Source organism: Shewanella septentrionalis, assembly GCF_025370265.1.
GTDB lineage: Bacteria > Pseudomonadota > Gammaproteobacteria > Enterobacterales > Shewanellaceae > Shewanella > Shewanella hafniensis.
This window is the reverse complement of sequence record NZ_JAMTCC010000032.1, coordinates 24316-45923: the sequence shown is the minus strand read 5'-3', so window position 1 is coordinate 45923 and position 21608 is coordinate 24316. Positions and strand designations below refer to the sequence as shown.

Annotated in this window: 17 protein-coding genes; 8 read left to right on the top strand and 9 right to left on the bottom strand. The window is 47.4% G+C overall.

Annotated features, from left to right (window positions below; genetic code table 11):
- Positions 1-10: 10 nt before the first annotated feature.
- From pdxA to lptD, 3 genes are all read right to left on the bottom strand, one after another.
- Complete coding sequence (pdxA, locus tag NE536_RS17030) at positions 11-997, bottom strand: 4-hydroxythreonine-4-phosphate dehydrogenase PdxA (protein ID WP_261273427.1); 987 nt, start codon at positions 995-997, stop codon at positions 11-13.
- A gap of 6 nt (positions 998-1003) precedes the next feature.
- Positions 1004-2308 (bottom strand): peptidylprolyl isomerase SurA, encoded by a 1305-nt coding sequence (gene surA / locus NE536_RS17025; protein ID WP_106649686.1) that lies wholly within the window; start codon positions 2306-2308, stop codon positions 1004-1006.
- Positions 2309-2550: 242 nt separating this feature from the next.
- Positions 2551-4848, bottom strand: a complete 2298-nt coding sequence (gene lptD, locus NE536_RS17020; protein ID WP_261273426.1) for an LPS assembly protein LptD — start codon at positions 4846-4848, stop codon at positions 2551-2553.
- A gap of 159 nt (positions 4849-5007) precedes the next feature.
- On the opposite strand from lptD, the gene NE536_RS17015 reads away from it, so the two are divergent.
- From NE536_RS17015 to NE536_RS16995, 5 genes are all read left to right on the top strand, one after another.
- A complete protein-coding gene (locus NE536_RS17015) occupies positions 5008-6051 on the top strand; it encodes an aminoglycoside phosphotransferase family protein (RefSeq protein WP_261273425.1) in 1044 nt (347 codons plus the stop codon).
- Positions 6048-6725, top strand: coding sequence for an N-acetylmuramate alpha-1-phosphate uridylyltransferase MurU (murU, locus tag NE536_RS17010; protein ID WP_071940195.1), 678 nt, complete (start codon positions 6048-6050; stop codon positions 6723-6725). The genes NE536_RS17015 and murU overlap by 4 nt, the downstream gene beginning before the upstream one ends.
- A gap of 69 nt (positions 6726-6794) precedes the next feature.
- Positions 6795-7583: a co-chaperone DjlA gene (gene djlA / locus NE536_RS17005; RefSeq protein WP_071940196.1), complete on the top strand. Its 789-nt coding sequence runs from the start codon at positions 6795-6797 to the stop codon at positions 7581-7583.
- 41 nt (positions 7584-7624) lie between these two features.
- Positions 7625-8257: a porin family protein gene (locus NE536_RS17000; protein WP_261273424.1), complete on the top strand. Its 633-nt coding sequence runs from the start codon at positions 7625-7627 to the stop codon at positions 8255-8257.
- 35 nt (positions 8258-8292) lie between these two features.
- On the top strand, positions 8293-9246 hold the full coding sequence (locus tag NE536_RS16995; RefSeq protein WP_261273423.1) for a D-2-hydroxyacid dehydrogenase: 954 nt from the start codon (positions 8293-8295) through the stop codon (positions 9244-9246).
- Between the two features lie 61 nt (positions 9247-9307).
- On the opposite strand, the gene NE536_RS16990 is transcribed toward NE536_RS16995, so the two are convergent.
- From NE536_RS16990 to purT, 4 genes are all read right to left on the bottom strand, one after another.
- On the bottom strand, positions 9308-11596 hold the full coding sequence (locus tag NE536_RS16990; protein WP_261273422.1) for a hypothetical protein: 2289 nt from the start codon (positions 11594-11596) through the stop codon (positions 9308-9310).
- On the bottom strand, positions 11586-13046 hold the full coding sequence (locus NE536_RS16985) for a DUF3142 domain-containing protein (RefSeq protein ID WP_261273421.1): 1461 nt from the start codon (positions 13044-13046) through the stop codon (positions 11586-11588). The genes NE536_RS16990 and NE536_RS16985 overlap by 11 nt, the downstream gene beginning before the upstream one ends.
- Positions 13047-13189: 143 nt before the next feature.
- Positions 13190-14914, bottom strand: a complete 1725-nt coding sequence (locus NE536_RS16980) for an RluA family pseudouridine synthase (protein WP_261273420.1) — start codon at positions 14912-14914, stop codon at positions 13190-13192.
- Positions 14915-15269: 355 nt separating this feature from the next.
- A complete protein-coding gene (purT, locus tag NE536_RS16975) occupies positions 15270-16445 on the bottom strand; it encodes a formate-dependent phosphoribosylglycinamide formyltransferase (RefSeq protein WP_006085805.1) in 1176 nt (391 codons plus the stop codon).
- A 14-nt stretch (positions 16446-16459) separates the two neighbouring features.
- Between purT and NE536_RS16970 the strand changes: the two genes are divergently transcribed.
- The 3 genes from NE536_RS16970 to NE536_RS16960 all read left to right on the top strand — a co-directional run bounded on the left by NE536_RS16970 (position 16460) and on the right by NE536_RS16960 (position 19008).
- On the top strand, positions 16460-16645 hold the full coding sequence (locus NE536_RS16970) for a hypothetical protein (protein ID WP_261273419.1): 186 nt from the start codon (positions 16460-16462) through the stop codon (positions 16643-16645).
- 80 nt (positions 16646-16725) lie between these two features.
- Positions 16726-18237 carry an AAA family ATPase gene (locus NE536_RS16965; protein WP_261273418.1) on the top strand — a complete coding sequence of 504 codons (1512 nt, stop codon included), beginning with the start codon at positions 16726-16728 and terminating at the stop codon, positions 18235-18237.
- A 135-nt stretch (positions 18238-18372) separates the two neighbouring features.
- The gene (locus tag NE536_RS16960) at positions 18373-19008 is read left to right on the top strand and encodes a DUF2625 domain-containing protein (RefSeq protein WP_261273417.1); all 636 of its coding nucleotides are present in this window, start codon (positions 18373-18375) and stop codon (positions 19006-19008) included.
- Between the two features lie 606 nt (positions 19009-19614).
- On the opposite strand, the gene NE536_RS16955 is transcribed toward NE536_RS16960, so the two are convergent.
- Both NE536_RS16955 and cysW read right to left on the bottom strand, forming a co-directional pair.
- Positions 19615-20745, bottom strand: a complete 1131-nt coding sequence (locus tag NE536_RS16955; RefSeq protein WP_131523841.1) for a sulfate/molybdate ABC transporter ATP-binding protein — start codon at positions 20743-20745, stop codon at positions 19615-19617.
- A complete protein-coding gene (cysW, locus tag NE536_RS16950) occupies positions 20742-21608 on the bottom strand; it encodes a sulfate ABC transporter permease subunit CysW (protein WP_028759251.1) in 867 nt (288 codons plus the stop codon). Before cysW ends, NE536_RS16955 begins: the two co-directional genes overlap by 4 nt.

Below are 21608 nucleotides of genomic sequence, written 5' to 3'. Positions count from 1 at the left end.
ATGTAATCGTTTAGTTCTTTGAGGATAACTCAATGGCTTTATTCAGAGCACATACAAAACTGCCAATATCGGCTTTGCCTGTACCCGCGAGTGTGAGCGCCGTACCGTGGTCAACCGAGGTACGAATATAAGGTAAACCTAAGGTGATGTTTACCGATTTGCCAAATCCTTGTGACTTGAGAACGGGAAGTCCTTGGTCATGGTACATGGCCAAGACGACATCGGCGTCCTGTAAATATTTAGGTTGGAACAGGGTATCGGCAGGTAATGGGCCGACAATATTCATTTGAAACTCTTCTCGTAACTCGTTGAGTGCCGGAATAATCACGTCGATTTCTTCACGCCCTAAATGACCGTCTTCACCTGCGTGTGGATTGAGTCCACAGACATAAATTTTCGGCGAAATTATGCCAAATTTACTTTTCAGATCGGCATCGAGAATCTTGATAATATGCTGTAGGCGCTGACGTGTTATCGCCTTTGCAACATAGGCCAGCGGGATATGAGTCGTGACCAGCGCCACTTGCAATCCAGGCGTTGCCAGCATCATCACCACATCGGGGCAATTTGCTTGATGAGCAAAAAACTCAGTATGGCCACTAAAGGAAATACCTGCTTGATTGATAATGCCTTTGTGTACCGGACCTGTCACGACAGCATCGAACTCGCCGCTCATGTTTTTCTCACCTGCATAACGCAAGGTTTCAACCACATAAGTGCTGTTTTGCTCATCGAGTTGACCACAAATTGCTTCGCTCACTAGCTTGAAGGGCGCTATGGTTAATGTGCCCGCTTCTTGCGGTTTAGGCGCTTGATTTGGCTGGTAAGGACGGAAAGTCACTTGCAAACCGAGTTGTTTAGCACGGCTCGCTAATAATTCTGGATCCGCACAAACGACTAACTCAGCAGGCCAAGCCTGCTGAGCGAGTTGTACGACTAAATCGGGGCCGATACCTGCGGGTTCACCTGGGGTAACGGCAATACGTTTAGTGCTCAATTAGAATTAACCTCGATTGGTCTCTGGCTGGAAGATTTCAATGTATGCGTCTGAGCGCATTTCGTCTAGCCAGTTTTGCAGTTCTTCGTTAAATTTGCGACGGAAGATCAATTGGTGCGCACGGTTGCTGTTGAATTGATCTGTGGCATCGGTTTTTCTGCGTTCTTCTAACTGAGTGATATGCCAACCGTGGGTGGTACGGAACGGCTCACTAATCTGGTCGGTTTTTAAGCTATTAAGAGTTTGAGCAAACTCAGGCACGTAAATGCTTGGTTCTGCCCAACCTAATTCGCCGCCTTTAGTGGCTGAACCAGGGTCTTCAGAATATTGACGCGCAAGATCCTCAAACTTAGCTTCACCTGAACGAATTTGCTTCAGGAATTGCTCAAGCATAGCTTTAGCACGGTCTTCCGACAGAATTGGCGATGGCTTAAGCAAAATGTGGCGCGCTCTGACTTCTTCGATTTCTTTGGTTTGTAGGCCACGAGCATCCATGATCTTGATGATATGGAAACCTGCACCACTCTTAATTGGACCGATAATGTCGCCTGTTTTCGCGCCGTTGATCACTTCGGCAAACAGGGTTGGCATTTCGTTGATGTTCATGTAGTCCCAAATACCACCTTCGAGTGCTTTAGGACCCGAAGAAGACGCTATAGCAGTACGGCGGAAATCTTCACCACTCTTCAAACGCTCCAAAACGATATTGGCACGTTTACTCGAGGATTCCAGTTGTTCACTGGTTGGATTACTTGGCACGTCAATCAGGATGTGGCCAATTTGATATTCCACATCTTTCATCCCTTGTTCTTGGATGAGTTTGACTAGGCTGGTAATTTCCTGTGGTGACACTTGGATACGGCGTTGTACTTGAATACGTTGAATTTCACCTAAGGTGATTTCTTCGCGTAATTGCTCGCGGTATTGGCTAAAGCTTAACCCTTCGCTTTCAATTTTCTGTTGCATCTGGGCCACAGACATTTTTTGTTCGCGCGCGATGTTTTCAATCGCTTGGTCTAATTGTAAGTCACCAATATGTAGGCCGATACGATCTGCCATTTGCAGCTGTAAACGGGTCAAGATCAAACGTTCGATCACCTGAGTGCGCAGGGCACTGTCGGAAGGTAACGATTGGTTTGCCGTTTTAGCATTGGCTTTAACAGTGTCAATCATGTTAGCGATTTCACTTTCGAGCACTATGCCGTCGTTAATTTGGACCGCAACGCGGTCGAGCGGCTGAGGTGCGGCCAATGTAGGTTGGCTGATAGCGAGTGCAAATAAAGCAAAAATCAGGTGTTTACTGGGTTTCATCCACAAAATCCTTGGCACGTTCTAAGGTCAGGTTCGACGGCTTAATTGAAATAACTTTACCATTTATATCGAAATTACAGCGAGTTGCCCTAATGTAATTTTTTGGCGATGTATTTGAGTGCATGGTTAACCCTTTAGATCCACTTTTATTAGCGTTAGCAAAAGGCAAACGATAAAGCACTCATTAACCTGTTTGGACTCTCAGTCCTTGTTGAGGTTCAGCAATCTATCACAATTCTTTGCTAATTCCTCAGATAAAGCGGTTTTCTGTAGTTAAACAGGCCGTCATTGAGCATATCGGTTACGCCTAATGGGCCAGAACCACCGAGTCCTTTAATGACTAAGTTCAGGTAGAAGCCGCTTTCAAACTGCTCACGGGAGTCGATAGCAGAAGAGCCTATGTTGTCGTCATAGTTAGTTTTAATGCGGTAGTGATAACTAAATCGCACCGCATAACAACATGATTCGTATTGAATACCTGTGTAGGTTTCAATGCTGCGGCTTTCGTTTAAGTCATAATACCAATTACCCACGAAGTAGAGATCGTCACTGATGGGCCAAGCGCCACGAACACCCGCTTGGGAGATGTTCACAGTATCATTGGTATTGGAGTTCAATAAATCAGGAACGTAACGATAACTAAATTGCAGTAATTTGTTCGCTTCGGGTCTGAAGTCTAAAGTGACTTCCGTTTTTTTATTTTCGCTGGTGTTGGTGTCGTACTGAATTGCCGCCCCCATGTACCAATTATTCGTTAAACGTGTATCTAACTCGGCTGCTAGTACTGATGTCGATTGATTTGATTCAAAAATATTGTCTTCATAACCGACTTTACTGTCCTGCAAGTAAAAAATTTGCCCTAGGCTAAATTTAGTCGCTTCTTGGTTGTGATCGTCGAACAAGCGAGTTGTTAAACCAAGCGTAATTTGATTCGCATCGGAGATCCGATCCAACCCCGAGAAGCGGCGATCACGGAATAGACCAAAATAGTCATCCTGCAATTGGGCCGTATCATAAATACCTATACCACGTTGGTCTTCGTAGCCGACATAAAGATATTGGAATTGTGGCTCGAGTGTTTGGCGATAGTTTTCATCGAAAAGCTCAGTAAAACGCTCGAAATTAATCTGACCATTAATCCGTACCTGTGGAATGGTTCGGCTTACTGTGTCGTCGACAACAAGATCTGGGTCTTCATTATGTTGCCAATAATTGGTCTGCATTAACTTCACTTGGCTGGTGAGTGAGCCCGAAGGTCCGTGAATCGGCAGAGTCACGCTCGGTGCCATATGTAAACGCGTCGCCGTATTAACATTGTTGTCCTGATGGGCAAAATTAGTCAGCTCCGAATTAAAACCAAAATCTAAATTATTCCAAAAGTCAGCTGCACGATAGTTAAAGTTGACCTGAGGCATTACCTGATACGGTTTTTCATCTTCACCGAGTACTTTAATGTCTTGGACCCGAGTGCTGATATCCCAGTTACTTTCGAAGTAGCTGATTTCACCTATGCGCGACAATTGGTTGTCGGTAGCACGGTTCACATCTGACTTTAAGTCATTGAAATAGTTGTTGTCTGACACGTCAGTAAAATTAGCTAAAACACGCCAATTTTTGTTGATAGCCCCTTGATGTTGCCAGTTATACAGGTAGCGATTAGGACTGCCACTGATCAATTGATCGTTGCCAAGGTATTCAAAATTGACTCGGCCTTTCTGGGCATCACCGGCTAGATAACCAAACTCAGTCTTAGTGAATAAACCACGGTTAGACATATAGTTAGGTGTAAAGGTTAAATCATATTCAGGGGCAATATTCCAGTAATAGGGCGCTGAAAATTCGACGCCATTGGTAGTACTGGTGCTAAAGCTGGGGTAGAGGAAACCCGACTTACGTTTATCAGAAACCGGCACTGTCATATAGGGAATGTAGAATACCGGCACACCGCCGACTCTTAATTTGGCATTCCAAATTTCGCCCCATTCTTCTTCACTGTTGATCTTAATTTTTTCGGCTTCGAGCAGCCAAGACACATTGTCGGGAGGACAAGTGGTAAAGTTAGTATTGGTTAAAATTAAATTGTTATTGATGGTGATCTGCAGTTTTTCGGCATCGCCATGGACCTGTTGGCCATGCAGCCAATATTGTGCCCCTTTGAGGGTGGCACGATTGGAGCGCATTTGAGCTTGTAATGATTCGGCGGTAACAGTGAAGTTACTGTCTTGAAAAACTAAATTACCATTGGCATCAAACTGTTCAGTCGCTTGATCTAGAATCGCCTCATCGGCTGCTATGTGTCTATCGCCTTGGCTAAAAACCACATCCCCGCGGAAAATCGCCTGTTTGCCCATTTCGGCATCAGAGTTATCAGAGACAATACGAATTTTGTTGAGTTCAGCCGCACTCATCCCTTGGGTTTGAGATACGATACGGGGTACTGGCGGTTCGATTAAGCATTGAGATGCCGAAGCGGTTGGAGAGTCGTCTGCCAGGACTATTTGCGGTAACAGGCTCAGGGCCAGAAGGTATCGGATCTGCATCTTTAGGTCAGTAATTATGATTTCTTATTCTGGACAAGTATGGATGGGGAAAGTTGCAATTTACAAACGCAACGTCGCTTAATAAATCTCTCAATTTCTTAGCTGTTTCCAAATTATATGCCAGCTATAATAAAGCAATTTTTCTTTAAGAGCCATGAAATGACTTTATCCGATCCGAGATTTCTTTCCCTAAATCAGTGGCTGAATGGTTATTTTTCCGATGAGGTGACACCAGTATTGATTTCCGGTGACGCAAGTTTTAGACGTTACTTTCGGATCACGACGCCCGATGCCACCTTTATCGCCGCCGATTCACCGCCACAATTGGTGCCCATCGCACCCTTTATCGCCTTATCTAATGCCTATGCCGCCGCGGGACTGACAGTTCCAAAAGTGATCCATGCCGATGCTGCTCAAGGTTTTATGCTGATGAGCGACTTAGGTGATGTCCAGCTGTTATCTGTGCTTAACGTGCAAAACGTGGCTGACTATTATCGTCAGGCGCTCGATTTGCTGCCGCAAGTGGCCTCTGTAGTTGCAAGTCAGCATTTTGTTAGTGGCCTAGTTGAGCCCTTACCGCTGTACGACGAAGCCTTTGTTCGCCGTGAATTGCACATCTTTACTGAGTGGCTTCTCGGCACTCATCTTAATTTGTCATTGGACGAGTCAGAGCTGCAAATGCTAAGCGATAGCTTCGATCTGCTTGTCGACAATGCGCTATCTCAGCCTAGTGTGGGGATGCACAGGGATTTCCATAGCCGCAATCTTATGCTGCAAGCAGGCAAATTGTGCGTAATTGATTTTCAGGATGCTGTCGTCGGCCCTGTGACTTACGACGCGGTATCGCTATTGCGTGATTGTTATATTCGCTGGCCGCAGCCGTTAGTCGCAGACTTGATGCAATACCATTATCAGCAAGCACTCGCGCTAGGCTTTATTCCCGCACTGACTAATTTGGAACAATACCAAACTTGGTTTGATCTCATGGGCTTGCAGCGTCACATCAAGGCGGTGGGGATTTTTGCACGGTTAAATTATCGCGACAGTAAACCTGCCTATATGGCGGATATTCCACTGACATTAACGTATATTGTCGACATTGCCATGCAGTATCCCGAACTCGTGTCATTTGCACACTGGTTGACTCGTCGCGTGTTGCCTGCGTTTGCAGCTAGCCAGTCTTTATCTGAGGTTAAGCAATGAAAGCCATGATCTTGGCCGCCGGACGAGGTGAGAGGTTACGGCCGTTAACGGATAATATGCCTAAACCTATGGTGCCAGTATTAGGTAAACCGTTGATTGTTTACCATATTGAAAAACTCGCCGCGTTAGGCATAGTCGATATCGTCATCAACCATGCTTGGCTAGGGCATAAATTAGTCGAGGCGCTGGGCGATGGCAGCGCTTTTGGGGTGCGAATTCGCTATAGCGCCGAAGAGAGTGCGCTTGAAACCGGCGGCGGCATTAAACGGGCTTTGCCTTTATTGTGTGAGGGGGAAAGCGATGAACCCTTTTTGGTCATTAATGGTGATGTGTTTATCGATGCCTTACCGCCAATCACGCAGCTTGCTGCCGATACGCTCGCCCATCTCTGGCTAGTGCCTAATCCTGAGCAGCATCCGCAGGGGGATTTCGCCTTGAGTGGCAATCGAGTGCAGGAGCTTGGTGAGACTAAGCACACTTTCTCTGGCATGGGCATTTATCGGCCGTCGCTGTTTAATCACACGCCGCAGGGCGCGTTTGCACTCGGTCCGCTGCTTAGAAAGCAAATGGCCCAAGGCCGAGTCAGCGGCGCGCTGTTTCACGGGCTTTGGTGCGATGTTGGCACGATTGCACGCCTGCAAGGGCTCGAACTCAGATTACAAAGCAATACCTAAATATCTGTGCTTGCTTATCCATAGGATAGCGCTGGCACATCAAATACATTATAGAAATCAGGATATAAGATGCGCTTTTGGGGTAAGTTTTTTGGGTTTATCATTGGCTTTATGTTCGGCCGCATCTTTGGTGCTTTGCTCGGCTTGTGGCTCGGGCACCTCTACGATAAGCGCGCAGCTTCTGGCGTGGGGTTTCGACAAGTTCTAGGGCAGGCTAAGAATCGCCAAGCGATCTTCTTCAATACCACCTTTGCGGTGATGGGGCATGTGGCGAAAGCGTCGGGACAGGTGACTGAAACCGATATTCGCATCGCGACCCTGTTGATGGATCAAATGCGCTTAACCGGTGAAGCCCGTAAAGAAGCGCAGCAGGCGTTTCGCGAGGGGAAATCGGCGGATTTTGATCTACGCAGCAGCCTCCAAGCTTTCCGCGTTATTACCATGGGACGCAAAGAGTTAGTGCAGATGTTCATTGAAATTCAGATCCAAACGGCATTGTCCGATGGTGAACTGGATCCCGCTGAACACGCTATCTTGATGACGATTGCCCAAGAGTTAGGTTATGGTCGAGTGCAGTTAGATGAGTTACTGAAGCGCTGGCAAGCGGAGTTTCGCTTTCATCAGACCTCAAGTGGTAATAAAACATCGATTACCGATGCCTACAGTTTGCTGGGGATTACTAACGAGGCCAGCGACCAAGAAGTTAAGCGAGCTTACCGTAAGTTGATGAACGAACATCATCCCGATAAGTTAGTCGCTAAAGGCCTGCCACCGGAAATGATGGAGTTGGCAAATCGTAAGGCACAGGATATTCAAGCGGCCTATGACAGAGTCAAGTCTGAGCGTGGTATGCGTTAGTCTTGATTGCTTTGGATTTTATAAAAGATAAGGAATTCATTATGAAAAACACGCATAGCCTGTTGCTGTTGGCGAGTTTGTTACCTGTGACTATGTCCGTGCAGGCTGAGGTGTTTGTCGCACCTTTTGGCGGTTATAGTCTGGGTGGCGGTCAATTTGATGTTAATCAAATTGACGTCAACGCAGATCAAACGGGCGACAAGAAAAATGTGAAGGTCGAGGAATCAAGCCATTACGGCCTGATGCTGGGCATTGGCACGAATGATCCCGGTAATATTTATCTTTTATACAGTCACCAAGCCTCTGAACTCAAAAGTGGCGGTTTGTTTACGCCCGATCGTCTTACCTCTTTAGACTTAGATTACATCCACTTAGGCGGCACTTTATATTTCCCCCGTGGCGATATTCGACCCTATGTCACCGCAAGTGCGGGGATAACCCGCATGTTGCCCGACGCTTGGTCGAGTGAAACGCGTTTCTCTATGGGAGTTGGCGGCGGGGTAGAGTATCAAGTGACGCCACACTTTGGTCTGTTTGCGGATATCCGCGGTTACGCGACGTTTATCGACAGCGACAGCTCACTGTTTTGCAATGAAGATGAATGCCTATGGCACATTACGTCGGACGTGATGTGGCAGGCGCAGGCTAACCTTGGGCTTAAAGTCAGTTTTTAGCGCTAACACATCGTCTTAAAAGGAGATTTAGCGGCATGAAGATAGTTGTACTCGATGGCGAAACCTTAAATCCTGGCGATCTCAGTTGGCAATCCTTGACTGAATTAGGCGAGTTTGCGTGTTTCCCCCGCACCGCTGGCGCCGATATTGTCGCGCGTGCCCAAGGTGCAGAGATCATTCTCACCAATAAAACGCCGCTTAATGCTAAGACTCTGGCGCAACTTACGGAACTTAAATATATAGGTGTATTGGCAACGGGTACCAACGTTGTTGATATAGCGGCTGCAAAAGCGCGCGGTATAGTGGTAACGAATGTGCCCGCCTATGCGCCCGATGCCGTAGCGCAGATGGTTTTTGCCCATATACTGCATCACACCCAAGCCGTGGCTGCCCATCATCAAGCTGTGGTTGATGGTCTGTGGGTGAACTGCCAAGATTTTTGTTTCACCTTAATGCCGCTGCAATCCTTAAAAGGCAAGACTTTAGGTTTAATAGGTTATGGTGATATCGGCCAGCAGGTTGGGACGCTCGCCCTTGCATTCGGGATGAAAGTGCTCGTCAATACCCGCTCTGTTATCAAAGACTTGCCCCAAGGTTCCACTTGGGTACCGCGTGATACTGTGCTGAGCGAATCAGATATTATCTCGCTGCATTGCCCGCTTACCCCTGAGACTGAGCAATTTATCAATCAGCAAGCACTAGCCTTGATGAAGCCTAATGCGCTGCTTATTAATACGGCGCGCGGTGGATTAATTGATGAGGCCGCACTTGCTGCAGCGCTTTCGCAAAACCGCTTATTTGCCGGTGTCGATGTGTTATCGACCGAGCCGCCCAGTGCGGATAATCCCTTGTTGCATGCGCCGAATATCAGCATTAGTCCCCACAACGCGTGGGCGACGAAGGAAGCGAGACAAAGTCTACTCAATATTGCCGTGGCGAATGTGCACGGTTATTTGCAGGGGGAAGTGATTAACTGCGTGAACAAGTAAAGCGGTATGCGTCTTTCTCTCTTTTCATCATATCGACGTTAAGAGAGAAAGACCTGAATGGTTAGTTATTTTTAGTCTTTCTTCTACGCATCCACCACACACCAATCAATCCAGTGATGACTAATACGCCAAATACAACGGGCTTTTTCAGCTTGTGGTACAGGGCGTTCCATTCTGCAATTTCATTGGCCTGTGCTCGTTTTACTGCACCGTCAAAATCGGGGGCTTCACACTGCATACCAAAGTTTTCGGCCCAAGGCACAAAGGGGCCGTTGGCGACGTATTTTTTGTAGTAGCGTAGGGCAAGTTCTTGATCTCGATACAATACCCAACCCGTGGCTTGACAGAGTAGCGCGGCATAGGCTTGGCTGTTTTGGGGGACATGATCCGATGCCTTGTTGGCCAGTTCCGCCGCCGTGTAGCGATAATGAAAGCGTTTATCGGGAACGGCTTGGCTGGCGCTTAACCGCAGCTGTTCTTTCTCGGCCAATTTGCTCGGTTCATTCCAATCGCTTAGATCGAATACCCCTTGGTAGATAGCGTAATCCGGTGCTAATTCAAACCCTAAAATTTCCATACCTTGATGGCGGGCAAGTTCGGCCGCAGCCCAATAGGCCTTAGCGCTATCTATGCCTGTTGCACTTTTCGCCGCGTTCAGCTCAGTGCCATAGGTGAGGGCGCTGGCATTAAGGTTAGGATTAGGGAAATAAGCGGGCGCTTCGGCGATTGCGCCTTCGCGTAATAATCTGCGGCCCAGTAAATAGCGTAAGCGATTGTTAATCGGCTCTATATTATCGTACCAGTCGCTATCTTTAGGGTATTCGAAGGCGATAAGCGGCACATGCTCATCGATAAATAACTTAAGTTCAGCCGTGGTGAGCACGCGCTCCGCCACATAGGCGATGTCTTGCCAGTATTCGTCACCGCTGGCGAGTAAGTGATTGAGCGCATCGACATATTCGCCGCGCTCTAGGGATAACACCCCTTGCTCTGCGCGAATACGACAGTAAGTGGATGTATCTTCATCGGCATTAATGGCTTGCTGCTGAGTCTCTTTGGCATCAACTGTGGCCAATGTTTCATTAGACTGTTTGGGGAAGTGACGCGCTGCCTGAGCATAGGCCTTGGCCGCTTCTGCTTGATCGTCCTTTTGTAGCAGTAATTTTGCGTTGAGCCACCAAGTGAGGCCGCTGGGTTTCGCTAGCGTCAATAGGCGCTCAGCACTGGCATAATCGCCAAGCTGGTAATAAATCGCGGCTAACTTATCGCCATGGTTGAGTTGTAAACCATCGGTTGGAAACACTTTGAGGATTTCAGCTACCTTTGAGCCCATTTCCGAAAGCTGGCCATCGTAGGCAAATTCATTGGTGCTACTTTGCCAATAGGCAATCAATAACTGCTGCACGCTTGTCTGTTGCAGTAACGGTTTTAGTTCAGCAATGTCTTTCCCCATCAAGGTACGGCTTAACATCAATAAAGAATCATAACCGCCGCTATCGCCTTGTACCGATTGGGTTGCGTAGAGCTCAATCGCCTTATTCAGTGCATCAGGGGTAAGCGTCATTTGCAGTTCTGACTCGGTTTCACCTGCACCTTGATTAGTCACTTGCGGGAGCGGCTGGCCTTGGTGCAGCAGAATATAGGCTTGCTCACCCAGGCTCGCTAAGCTCAAACGCAGGGGATCGGCGGCGCCTTGGGTGACTTCGTTTTGCAATTGAGTCAGGTAAGCGTTGGCACGATTAAAGTGCTCAGGATCCGCCGAGGTTTTACTTAAGATAAGCTCAATACGCGACAGCGAATAGAGTGCCCACAGGCTGCGAGATGCGCGTTCGCTTTCTGGTAATTTAATGATTTTGCTAAAATAGTTACTCGCTCTATCATAATCTTTTGCCTCAAACGCCACGGCGCCTAAGGTGTACCAGGTCAGCGCTTGGGGCAGATCCTTATCCAACTTCGCAGCCATTTGTTCGGCCTCGATTGGACCTGTCGCATCCCTTAGTGTGTTCACTAAAATTAAATGGGCTTCACTTAACTCGCTGTTTTCAAAGGCGCGAGTTTGTGACAGATAACGGCTATGCACTTCATCCCACAGATATTCCTGCGCGGCTGGCGCATCTTGATACTGCCAAGGCAAAGGTTTTGCGAGGGCGGTAAGCTGCTGGCTAAAGGAGGTTTGCGGTAAATAGCTGAGATTACTTTGCCTGTCCTGAGTCAATTGCAAAGGGAAGTCGGGGCCGCAGGCCAAGAGCATTGGCGAAAATAGGCTTAAACAGATAAGCGTGGTCTTTTTAAGCATAAAAGTCCGATTGGATGTTGCCATTGTGGATGATGATTTTGGCTTATGGCGCATAAATTCCCTGTAAATATAATGACTCACAACGTGCCCAGCCTATCACTTTCTGGCCGCCAGGGTTGAGCATGTGTTTTTGAGTGTCTTTGTTTGGTAGCGGCATTGGCATGTTCGTCGCGCTTGGAGCTGTTTCAGTCGGCGCCAACGCGGCGGTATTGTCAGCTCGCCACTGCCAGACTAACAGCCCATTTTTTTGTATTACGCGATAGCCATTTTGCGCATCATACCCGCTGCAAGCTTGTCCCGCTAGGGACAAAGTCGCGGGAATCTCGCCAGCAATATTACCGCGATTAATTAAGCTCAGTTGGAATAGCTGTGGCTTGAGGATTTCTTGGTTTTTAGTCTTATTTTCAGTGGCTAATGTCGTTTGGGTATCGTTATCGCTTGAGATCACTAATTCAATCTTGGCGGCAAGTTTACCTTGCTGCGCAACGGCGATTAAGGTGTCGAGTGGCCAGACTCTTTTATCCCCTTCCAGCGGCAGCCTGAACCAGATAATGCCTTTGATCTTGGCATCAGTGCGGCTTTGCAGTTTGTGCACAAAAGCTTGCAATAATTGCGGGTCGGCCATCAGTTCCTCAACGGCATGGGTGTCATTGAGTTGACCCCGCAGCGGTGTTTCACTCTCCACTTTATAACCTGAAGCAGTGCTGATGACCGCCGAGCCGTAAGCGGGAAGCGCAATAAGATAAGGCACAGTACTGATTTTTGAGAGTTGCTGCACCCATTGCCAACCTTGAGCTGCATCGAATAGTCCGAGGCGTGGGTCGCTCACGCTGTGAATTTGCAGCACGAGTTCATCAATATTAGTGAGTAATGCGGGGAAATCGGCGCTATTGAGCCAAGCGGGCAGGGCGGTAATGCTGAGTTTAAGGTCTGCTGGTAACTGCGCTTTAAGCTTTTTAAGAAAATCCCGATAGGCGGGCAGTTTACTGCTGGCGCTGTCGTGATCGATTTCAACCCCTGCGATATGCGTGCCTTTTGCCTGCCAATCTGTCAGTACTTGGCTGATTTTATTGATCACTTCTTTATCATTTAAATGCGCGAACTGGCCATCTAAACGAACCACAGCGATTTTAGGTCTAGGATCTGCCTGTAGCCAAGCATGATTGACCGCGACTTCAAACCAAATGTCTGCACCATTGGGTTTTGGATGTGCTTGCAGCGCTAAAATGCGTAATCCTTGGAATGCTCCTTGGCTTTGCACTAATGCCGTTTGATTGGCGGGGCGCCATTGGCGCTGCCAGATATAGACTTCCTGGGTGAGTGGAGCACGAGGCATTTCGGTTGCAGAGGTGACTTCTGCTGTATGACTGGCATCTGGGTTTGTCTGGAGTTCACTCGGTTCCGATGCTGGCTGACAGGCGCTCATGAATAGGGCGGCGCTCAGCAAAGCGAATAAGAACCATTGATTTCGGCTAATGTTTGTAACCAGATTGCCTATGCCCATACTACTGCTATCGATTCCGTTTTGAGTGAGGCATTACTATGCCCGAAAAAGCCCGCTTTTACATCGCGGTCAAACTTCTGATAATGCCCCCTAAGCTTGGTTCTTCCTTGGGTGCCTTGCTAATCAATATCAGAACTCAGATCTCAAAAATCAGGATCGACCTGAAAGCGCATCCGCTCACGGGTAACGGGATGCTGAAGCATCAATAAATCCGCATGCAGATGCAGGCGATTGGCGCGAGTGCCGTAGAGGTCGTCACCGACAATCGGTGTATTTAGCCCCTCTGAGTGGGCGCAGTGAACCCTGAGTTGATGGGTTCTGCCTGTTTTTGGATACAGATACACGCGGGCTGTACGTGCCATTTCATCAAGTTGGCTCAATTCCCAATGGGTTTCGGCTGCTTTACCAAACTCATGGCAAACGAGTTGTCTCGGTCTATCGTCTAAATCACCACGCAAGGGTAAAGAGATGTTACCCGTCGCTTGCTCATTCGCCATTACCGCAGGAATTCCCGCCAAAAGTGCCACATAACGTTTAGTCACAGTGCGCTGGATAAATTGTTTTTGCAGCTGTTTATGGGCCTCTTTTGTCATCGCGATCACCATTAATCCCGAGGTCGACATATCGAGCCTGTGGACGATAAGCGGCCCTGTGGCATGGGGGAAGGTTTGGCGGATACGCGAATACACTGAGTCTTCAATCTCTTTGCCGGGCACGGATAAAAACTCGGCGGGTTTGTTCACAATCGCCATCGCATCGTCTTGGTAGAGGATGGTTAAAGTTTTGCCTTCGGCGGGGTTGGTAAGCAGAGGGTTGTCATCAACCACGAGTCCTTCGAGCATATGTCCTAGAATAGGTTGGCATTTTCGCAGACAGGCGGGATAAAACTGCTTATGCTGGCGGATTTCTGATTTTGGCGGCGCGCCCCACCAAAACTCGGCAATTGCTAATGGCTTAAGACCATGTTTAAAGGCGTAATGTAACAACTTAGGCGCGGCACATTCGCCCGAGCCTGCGGGTGGCGTTAACTCAACCGTACCGTTAAATATGCCGTTAAGGCTCTTTTCTGTGCCTTTAATATTCAAAAACTGATACTGCTCAAACAGCTTTTGCTGCAGCGCCGCCGAGAGCCGCTTACGCTGTTGTCGTAACGCATCGCGCTCATCTGTCAGTTGGCTTAGCGCTTGGCTGATGGTATGAATACGTTCATCCCAATAGCGTTTAATATCTCTTAATTGATTCTTTTCACTGATGCTTTCTTGGCTAAGCTTTGCTTCAGTTATTGCGTTTTCACGCAAGGTCTCATCAGTCGGATTGGCAGCCAATTGGGCTGCGAGTTGATTGCGCTGCGCCTTGCGAGATTGGCGGCCATCGATCATCACTTGTCTGTGGGCGGCAAGTTTGGCTTGCGCTTGAGCTTGTTCAGTTTCTAGCTCGTTTGATAGCCTCGGAATGTCGGGATGGTTTTCTACTGCAAACAGCTGCTCGTTAATTTGGTTGATTTGCAGATTTTCGGCGTGGAAAAAATTGTCCTTAGCCAGCATATCAAATACAGGTGGAACGAAGCGCGGCCAATGGTTTTGTTCAGCCAACTTACCCGAAAATGCCGATAAATAGCCCACTTCACCTTGCGGATTTTGTACCAGCATTACGCCGAACATCTTGCCAATGGCGCCAGTTAACTCACCCGTTAGGCCAAAGTTATGTTGCCAATCACTTTGAGTCTCAAGGTGTTGTTGTAATTCGTTGGCTGCAATCACGCACAGCGGATGTGGTTCGTAATAGAAAGGAAAGGTAAAACGCTGCGGCAGGGCATAGGCATCAATGGCTTGTGTGAAAGAGGTAAAGCAAGAAGGCTTAAGCTGCATATGGATTTCTACTACTATTGGTTTCTATTACTAATGATTTGTTATTGTTGGGTTTTACTTATTTCACGTTTGAATTAAGTCACAGGCTTAACATCCATAGCCTGAAATAAGCGCTCGGGATCTCAGAATAAATCGCCTGAAATAAAGCATTAGACTACAAGGTTTGCTTTGCTTGCAAAGTAAGGCCATAAGGCAAGGGCGCTAGTTTACTCTGTCGGTTTGGGTGGGTCACTTTTTATTGGTAAAGGTTCTTGATGTTGTACTGTGTGCATTGAAAAAGGGAAATGGCGTTGGAGCGCATTTCCCTTAGATTTGTAGTTTGTGCTTGAAGCCAATTTAAAACCGATAAAACAGTTTAAAAGATGACCTTCACTTTACTGGCGCTATCGAGTGCTTTGCTGACTGCGCTGTCGATATCGATATCACGTGCAAGCGCGACACCTAAGCGGCGGCGGCCATCAATGTCGGGTTTGGCGAATAATCTCAGTTGAGTGTTGACCGCCTCTAATGCAGCGGCAATACCTTGGTAGCGGATATTACTTGAGGTGCCTTCGGCCAAAATCACCGCCGAGGCGCTTGGTCCATGCTGATGGATATTGGGGATCGGCAAACCCAGAATCGCTCTAACATGCAGGGCAAATTCCGATAAGTCTTGGCTGATGAGTGTCACTAGACCTGTGTCATGTGGCCTTGGTGAGACCTCAGAGAAATACACTTCATGGCCTTTAACAAACAGCTCTACGCCAAATAATCCATAACCGCCAAGGGCTTCGACGACTTTGCTCGCAATCGCTTGGGATTTTGCTAGCACTTCATCGGACATGGCTTGTGGCTGCCATGACTCACGGTAATCGCCATCTTCTTGTCTGTGGCCAATCGGCGCACAAAAATGAATGCCATTGACTGCGCTAATGGTTAACAGGGTGATTTCATAATCGAAGGGAATAAAACCTTCCACTATCACGCGCCCGCCGCCAGCGCGGCCACCTTCTTGGGCGTATTGCCACGCTTTATGGCTGAGGGCGATATCGCGAATAACACTCTGGCCTTTGCCCGATGAGCTCATCACTGGCTTAACCACACAGGGCACGCCGATTTCACTAATCGCTTGATTAAATTCGGTTTCAGTATCACAGAAAAAATACGGAGAAGTCGGTAAACCTAAGGTCTCAGCGGCGAGGCGACGAATCCCTTCTCTGTCCATAGTGAGCTTAGTTGCCCGGGCTGTCGGGATGATATTTACCCCTTCGGCTTCCATGTCCACTAAGGTTTGGGTGGCGATGGCTTCAATCTCTGGGATGACTAAGTGCGGTTTTTCTAACTCGATAACTGCACGCAGGGCGTTGGCATCGAGCATATTGATCACATGGGAGCGATGCGCGACTTGCATGGCGGGGGCGTTGGCGTAACGGTCAACGCCAATCACTTCAACGCCTAAGCGTTGCAGTTCAATGGCCACTTCTTTGCCAAGTTCACCGCAGCCGAGCAACATGGCGCGACGTGCGCCCTCAGTGTAGGGAGTGCCTATCATGTGTGGGTACCTTTATGTTTGTAGGTGATGTTATATTTTGTTCTGTATTATTTACCGCAATGCGTTGGCTGACATTTTCGTATGAAATGTTTTCGCCTCGTTTGGGTATTGTTATGCAGCCAGTTTACCGCAAACAGACCTTAGTCGCCCCAGCTAAATCTGCTACTGTGCTTGGGATCACGGCTTTGGCGTTTTATTAATAATTAGTATTGGAAGCAGTATGTTAGTGCTGCTGATCAGATGAGTTTTGCGAGACAAATAAAAAAGGGATTTGAAAGACATGCAAGATATTCGCGATTTAACCTCAGTGCTGCGCTCCAATACGCCAATCGTAGTGATTGAAACCTATGAAGAATATCGCGTGGTCGAGTTACTTAAACGGGTCTCCAGTGTGCTTTATCAACCTGTGTTTACTTGGAGCATTACCCAAGGTTTAGCACGGGTCGATAAACCTATGGCGGCGCAAAAGTTTAATAGTGAACCCACAGATTTGCTTGGACAAATTAAATCAACCTCGCAGCAGGGGATTTATGTGCTGTGCGACTTTCATCCCTTTGTGATTGATGCGCCAAAGAATGTCCGTTTACTCAAAGAAATCGCCCTCGAATACGAAACGCTGCAACACACATTAGTGCTAGTGAGCCATGCCTTTGATATCCCGCCCGAAATCAAACGTTATTGCGCCTATTTTCAATTAACCTTGCCAAGCACAGTGCAATTGCAAAACCTGATTTACCTTGAGGTCGATAAAATTCGTAACCAAGGCACGCCGTTATTGGTCGATGATACCGCTGTGGTCAAATTGGCGGAGAATCTACGGGGCGTGACCTTAGACGATGCCCGCCGTCTGGTACGCAAAGCCATAGTCGATGATGGTGCTATTACATTGTCTGATATTGATGCTATCAATAAAGCCAAGTTTCAGTTACTCGACTTAAATGGCGTGCTGCAATTTGAATACGACACCAGTGATTTCTCGCAGGTCGCTGGGCTGCATAACCTTAAAAAATGGCTTAAGCAGCGTGCGCCCATAGCTGCAGTCAGCACTATTGACCAAGGCGATAAGCCGACTTCAGTTCAGCACGCTAAAGCGCTGGATGCGCCCAAGGGGATTTTACTGCTCGGCGTTCAGGGCAGTGGTAAGAGCCTCGCAGCTAAGGCCGTTGCGGGCGTTTGGCAACGACCTTTGCTCAGGCTCGATATGGCTGCCTTATATAACAAATACATAGGTGAAACCGAGAAGAACCTGCGTAATGCACTGGATCTGGCTGACATGATGTCGCCCTGTGTGCTTTGGATAGATGAAATTGAAAAAGGCTTAAGCGGGAGTAGCAGTGATGAGGGAACATCGACGCGGATCCTCGGCACCTTACTCACTTGGATGGCGGAGCGTAAATCTGAAGTGTTTGTGGTGGCTACCGCTAATGATATTCAAGTTCTGCCGCCAGAGTTGATGCGAAAGGGCAGGATGGATGAAATCTTCTTTGTCGATTTACCCGACGAAGCTATACGCAAAGCCATCTTCTTAATCCACTGTAAGCGCCGTGGAATCGATGTGGCGAGCTTAGATCTCGCCCAATTATCGGCTCGCAGCAAAGGATTTTCCGGCGCCGAAATCGAACAAGCGGTTATTGCTGCCATGTATACCGCAAGAAGTGTCGAGTGCAGTGTCGACCAAGTGCTATTACTTGAAGAACTTAGTAAGACACGGCCTTTATCTGTGGTCATGAGCGATAAAATCAATGCGCTACGACAATGGGCTGCAGGCCGAACCGTGAATGCCCATGAGTAAGATTTTTGCTTGATTCCATGAGTGCTAACTAGCATTTTTAAACGCTACATTGGCTTAGTTATTTTCGACATTTCCAAGGTACCGTTATGAATGATGAGTCGTTTTAATGGATATTAGTGTTACAAGGATAAGAGATTGAAAAGTATATATGAACTGATTGATATCGAAGACTCTGGCATAAAAGTAGTCAATGAAATGGTTGCTGGTGCTGAGCATTGTGTAGAGATACTGCCGCCTTCAAAGGATCGGGTTGAAGTACTTGAATCACTTCAGGTATCGACTCGTTCGGTATTAGGGGCAATTGCCTACGAAACCGGTGGGATTTTGATCGACAATGGATGGATTCGTTTTTTCGGCTCTGGACATGAAAGATTGTCTAGAAACCTTACTGATTGGAATAGAAGTGCACATTATCTTTTAGTGGCGAATGACGTAGTTGGTGGATTTTTTGCTATCAACGGCGGCGGTTTAGGCGCAGATGTTGGGAATATATACTATTGGTCGCCAGACTCAATTCATTGGGAAGGGTTAGAAATCGGGTTCACAGATTTTTTTCAATGGTCAGCTACAAAGAGAATCAATGAGTTTTATGCGAGTTTAGGTAAAGATCGCTTTCAAAAAAACTATTCACAGATAGCTACAGATCAATGCCTGAGCTTTTATCCATTTTTATGGGCGAAAGAAGGTTCTATTGAAATAAGCAGCGTGAAAGTGGTGTCAGTTGATGAAATGTATAGGCTGAAATTGGAATTATTAACCTCGGTTAGTTAATTCGTTTACCCGCTGATTTTATGAGTACTTCTGCAATAATTATTTGTTATAAACATCTAATATATTGATTGTTAGATGTAAATCTGCTTATCAGCTCTATTGATTCAACATGGATGGGCTGTATATGCCATCCATGATTAATCACTTCTTCGGAGGGGACAGCACCAAGATCTAGCTGACGTTTTTGGCGGTACGGTATCTTGGGCTTTCTCGTTACCGCTTGCATCAAAAATCAAAGCTGTCGCTATCACCAAAAGTTGTCGCGGCAATGCCTAATAAGTGCTTTAGTGTTTGGCGTGACAATATCTCTCTAAATGGTTTGAATCTTAGCGATATCCACTCCCTGTGGTACCGCTAATGCTGCTTATTCCTATCATGATGACATTAGATAACCTGAACTCGGGATAATGAGTGTCGAAAAATCTAAATTTAACAAATTAAATCAATGATATAAATTATTGGTTTGAAAATAAAAATCTATTTTCTGACTGAATGCGCATATCAAGGCGCTCTGTCGTACGCCATAGCGAGCTATGGTTAGACAGAGCAACGCAGAGAGGCCCGAAAAGATGCCTATTCAGCGGCTCTGCTTATCCCGAGCTCAGGTTAGATATCAAAGGCGAGACTGCCCGGAGTCAGGAATGGCCAACTTAGACGCGTCGGTGAACTCTCACCCTGCGCACCAAAGAAGTAAGCTGTTCTTGGGGTAGCGTAAACTACACTGCCTTTTTGCAACCCGAGTTCCTGCAGATTATGGTGGGTAAATTTGGCTTCCCACAGTTCTTCGCTATGCCAGCCATGTGGGGCTAATTCCAATCTAACTTCGGCGCCGATTGGGGTCATGGCGACAATATTGAACGGCAAATTGGCCTGACTATTGGGCTTATTTGACAGCGCTAATTCGTGACTGCGTACATAGAGAACACCATCTTGCTGCAGGGTTTGCTGTTCTGGAGGTGTTAAAAATGCTTGACCATTTTCCCAACGTTTTTGTTGCCAACTGGCTTCAAAGACATTGACGTTACCAAGAAAATCAAACACAAAGCGACTATTGGGGTGTGAGTATAGCTCAGCAGGTGTATTAATCTGCTCTATATGACCATTGCTCATCACTACCACTCTATCTGAGAGCTCAAGCGCTTCATCTTGATCGTGGGTCACAAACACGCTGGTGAATTTCAATTCATCATGCAGGCTGCGTAGCCAGCGGCGTAGTTCTTTACGCACTTTAGCATCTAAGGCGCCAAAGGGTTCATCCAGTAGCAAGACTTCTGGTTGGGTCGCCAGTGCGCGGGCCAATGCAATGCGCTGTTTTTGTCCTCCCGAGAGTTGTTCTGGATAGCGCTGTGCGAGATGGCCTAGTTGTACTGTTTCTAGCAGTTGTGTCACTCGCTTATGAATTTCTGCCGCCGAAGGCCTTTGTTTTTTCGGCATGACTTCGAGTCCAAAGGCGACGTTATCGGCGACCGTCATATGGCGAAACAGCGCGTAGTTTTGAAACACAAAACCCACGCGTCTTTCACGCACATGCACTTGGGTGACATCTCGGTTGCCGAATTGAATTTGGCCGCTATCGGCTCCTTCAAGACCGGCAATAATCCGCAGCAGTGTGGTTTTACCTGAACCTGATGGTCCCAGCAGACCAATCATTTCCCCTTCTTGAATATCGAGATTAAGTGGGGAAAGCGCCTGAAATTGGCCAAATTTCTTGGAAATATTAGTAAGACGAATACTCATAGTTGGCTCTGCTCTTTATTGTCATTGGCGGTTAAACTGCGTTGTTGCCGCCATTCCACTACGGCTTTTAGCATTAGGGTAAATAGGGCGATCAGGGCCAGTAATGACGCGCTCGCGAAGGCGGCTTCGGCCTGATAATCTTCATACAATAATTGCACATGTAAAGGTAAGGTATTGGTTTCGCCGCGAATATTGCCAGACACGACAGCAACGGCACCAAATTCTCCTACGGCTCTGGCATTGGTGAGGATCACACCGTAAATCAGTGCCCATTTGATGTTGGGTAGGGTCACGCGGCGAAAGAGTTGCCACCATGACGCTCCGAGGATCACTGCGGCTTCTTCTTCCGATGCGCCCTGTTGTTGCATTAATGGGATCAGTTCTCTGGCCACAAAGGGGCAAGTGACAAAAATGGTCACTAATAGTATTCCCGGCCAAGCAAACATGATCTGCAGATCGTGCTCATATAGCCATTCACCCAGCCAGCCACTGTTGCCATAGAGCAGCAAATAGAGCAAACCTGCGACGACAGGGGAGACCGCAAATGGAATATCAATTAGCGTGATCAGTAACTTGCGACCGGGGAATTCAAAGCGAGTCACGCTCCACGCCAGCATGATCCCGAACACTAAATTGATCGGTACTGTAAGTGCTGCCACCATCAGTGTTAAACCAATCGCATGCAGCGAATCCGGTTGAGTTAGGTGCCCAATATAACGCTCCCAACCTCCGACAAACGCCTGCTGAAAAATACTCACCAACGGCAATAGCAACAATAGCAAGCCTAAGAGCACTGCGAGGGTAATAAGGCTCCATTTGATCAGAGGCGCTTCACCGACTCTTAAGGGTTTAAATGAGTTCAT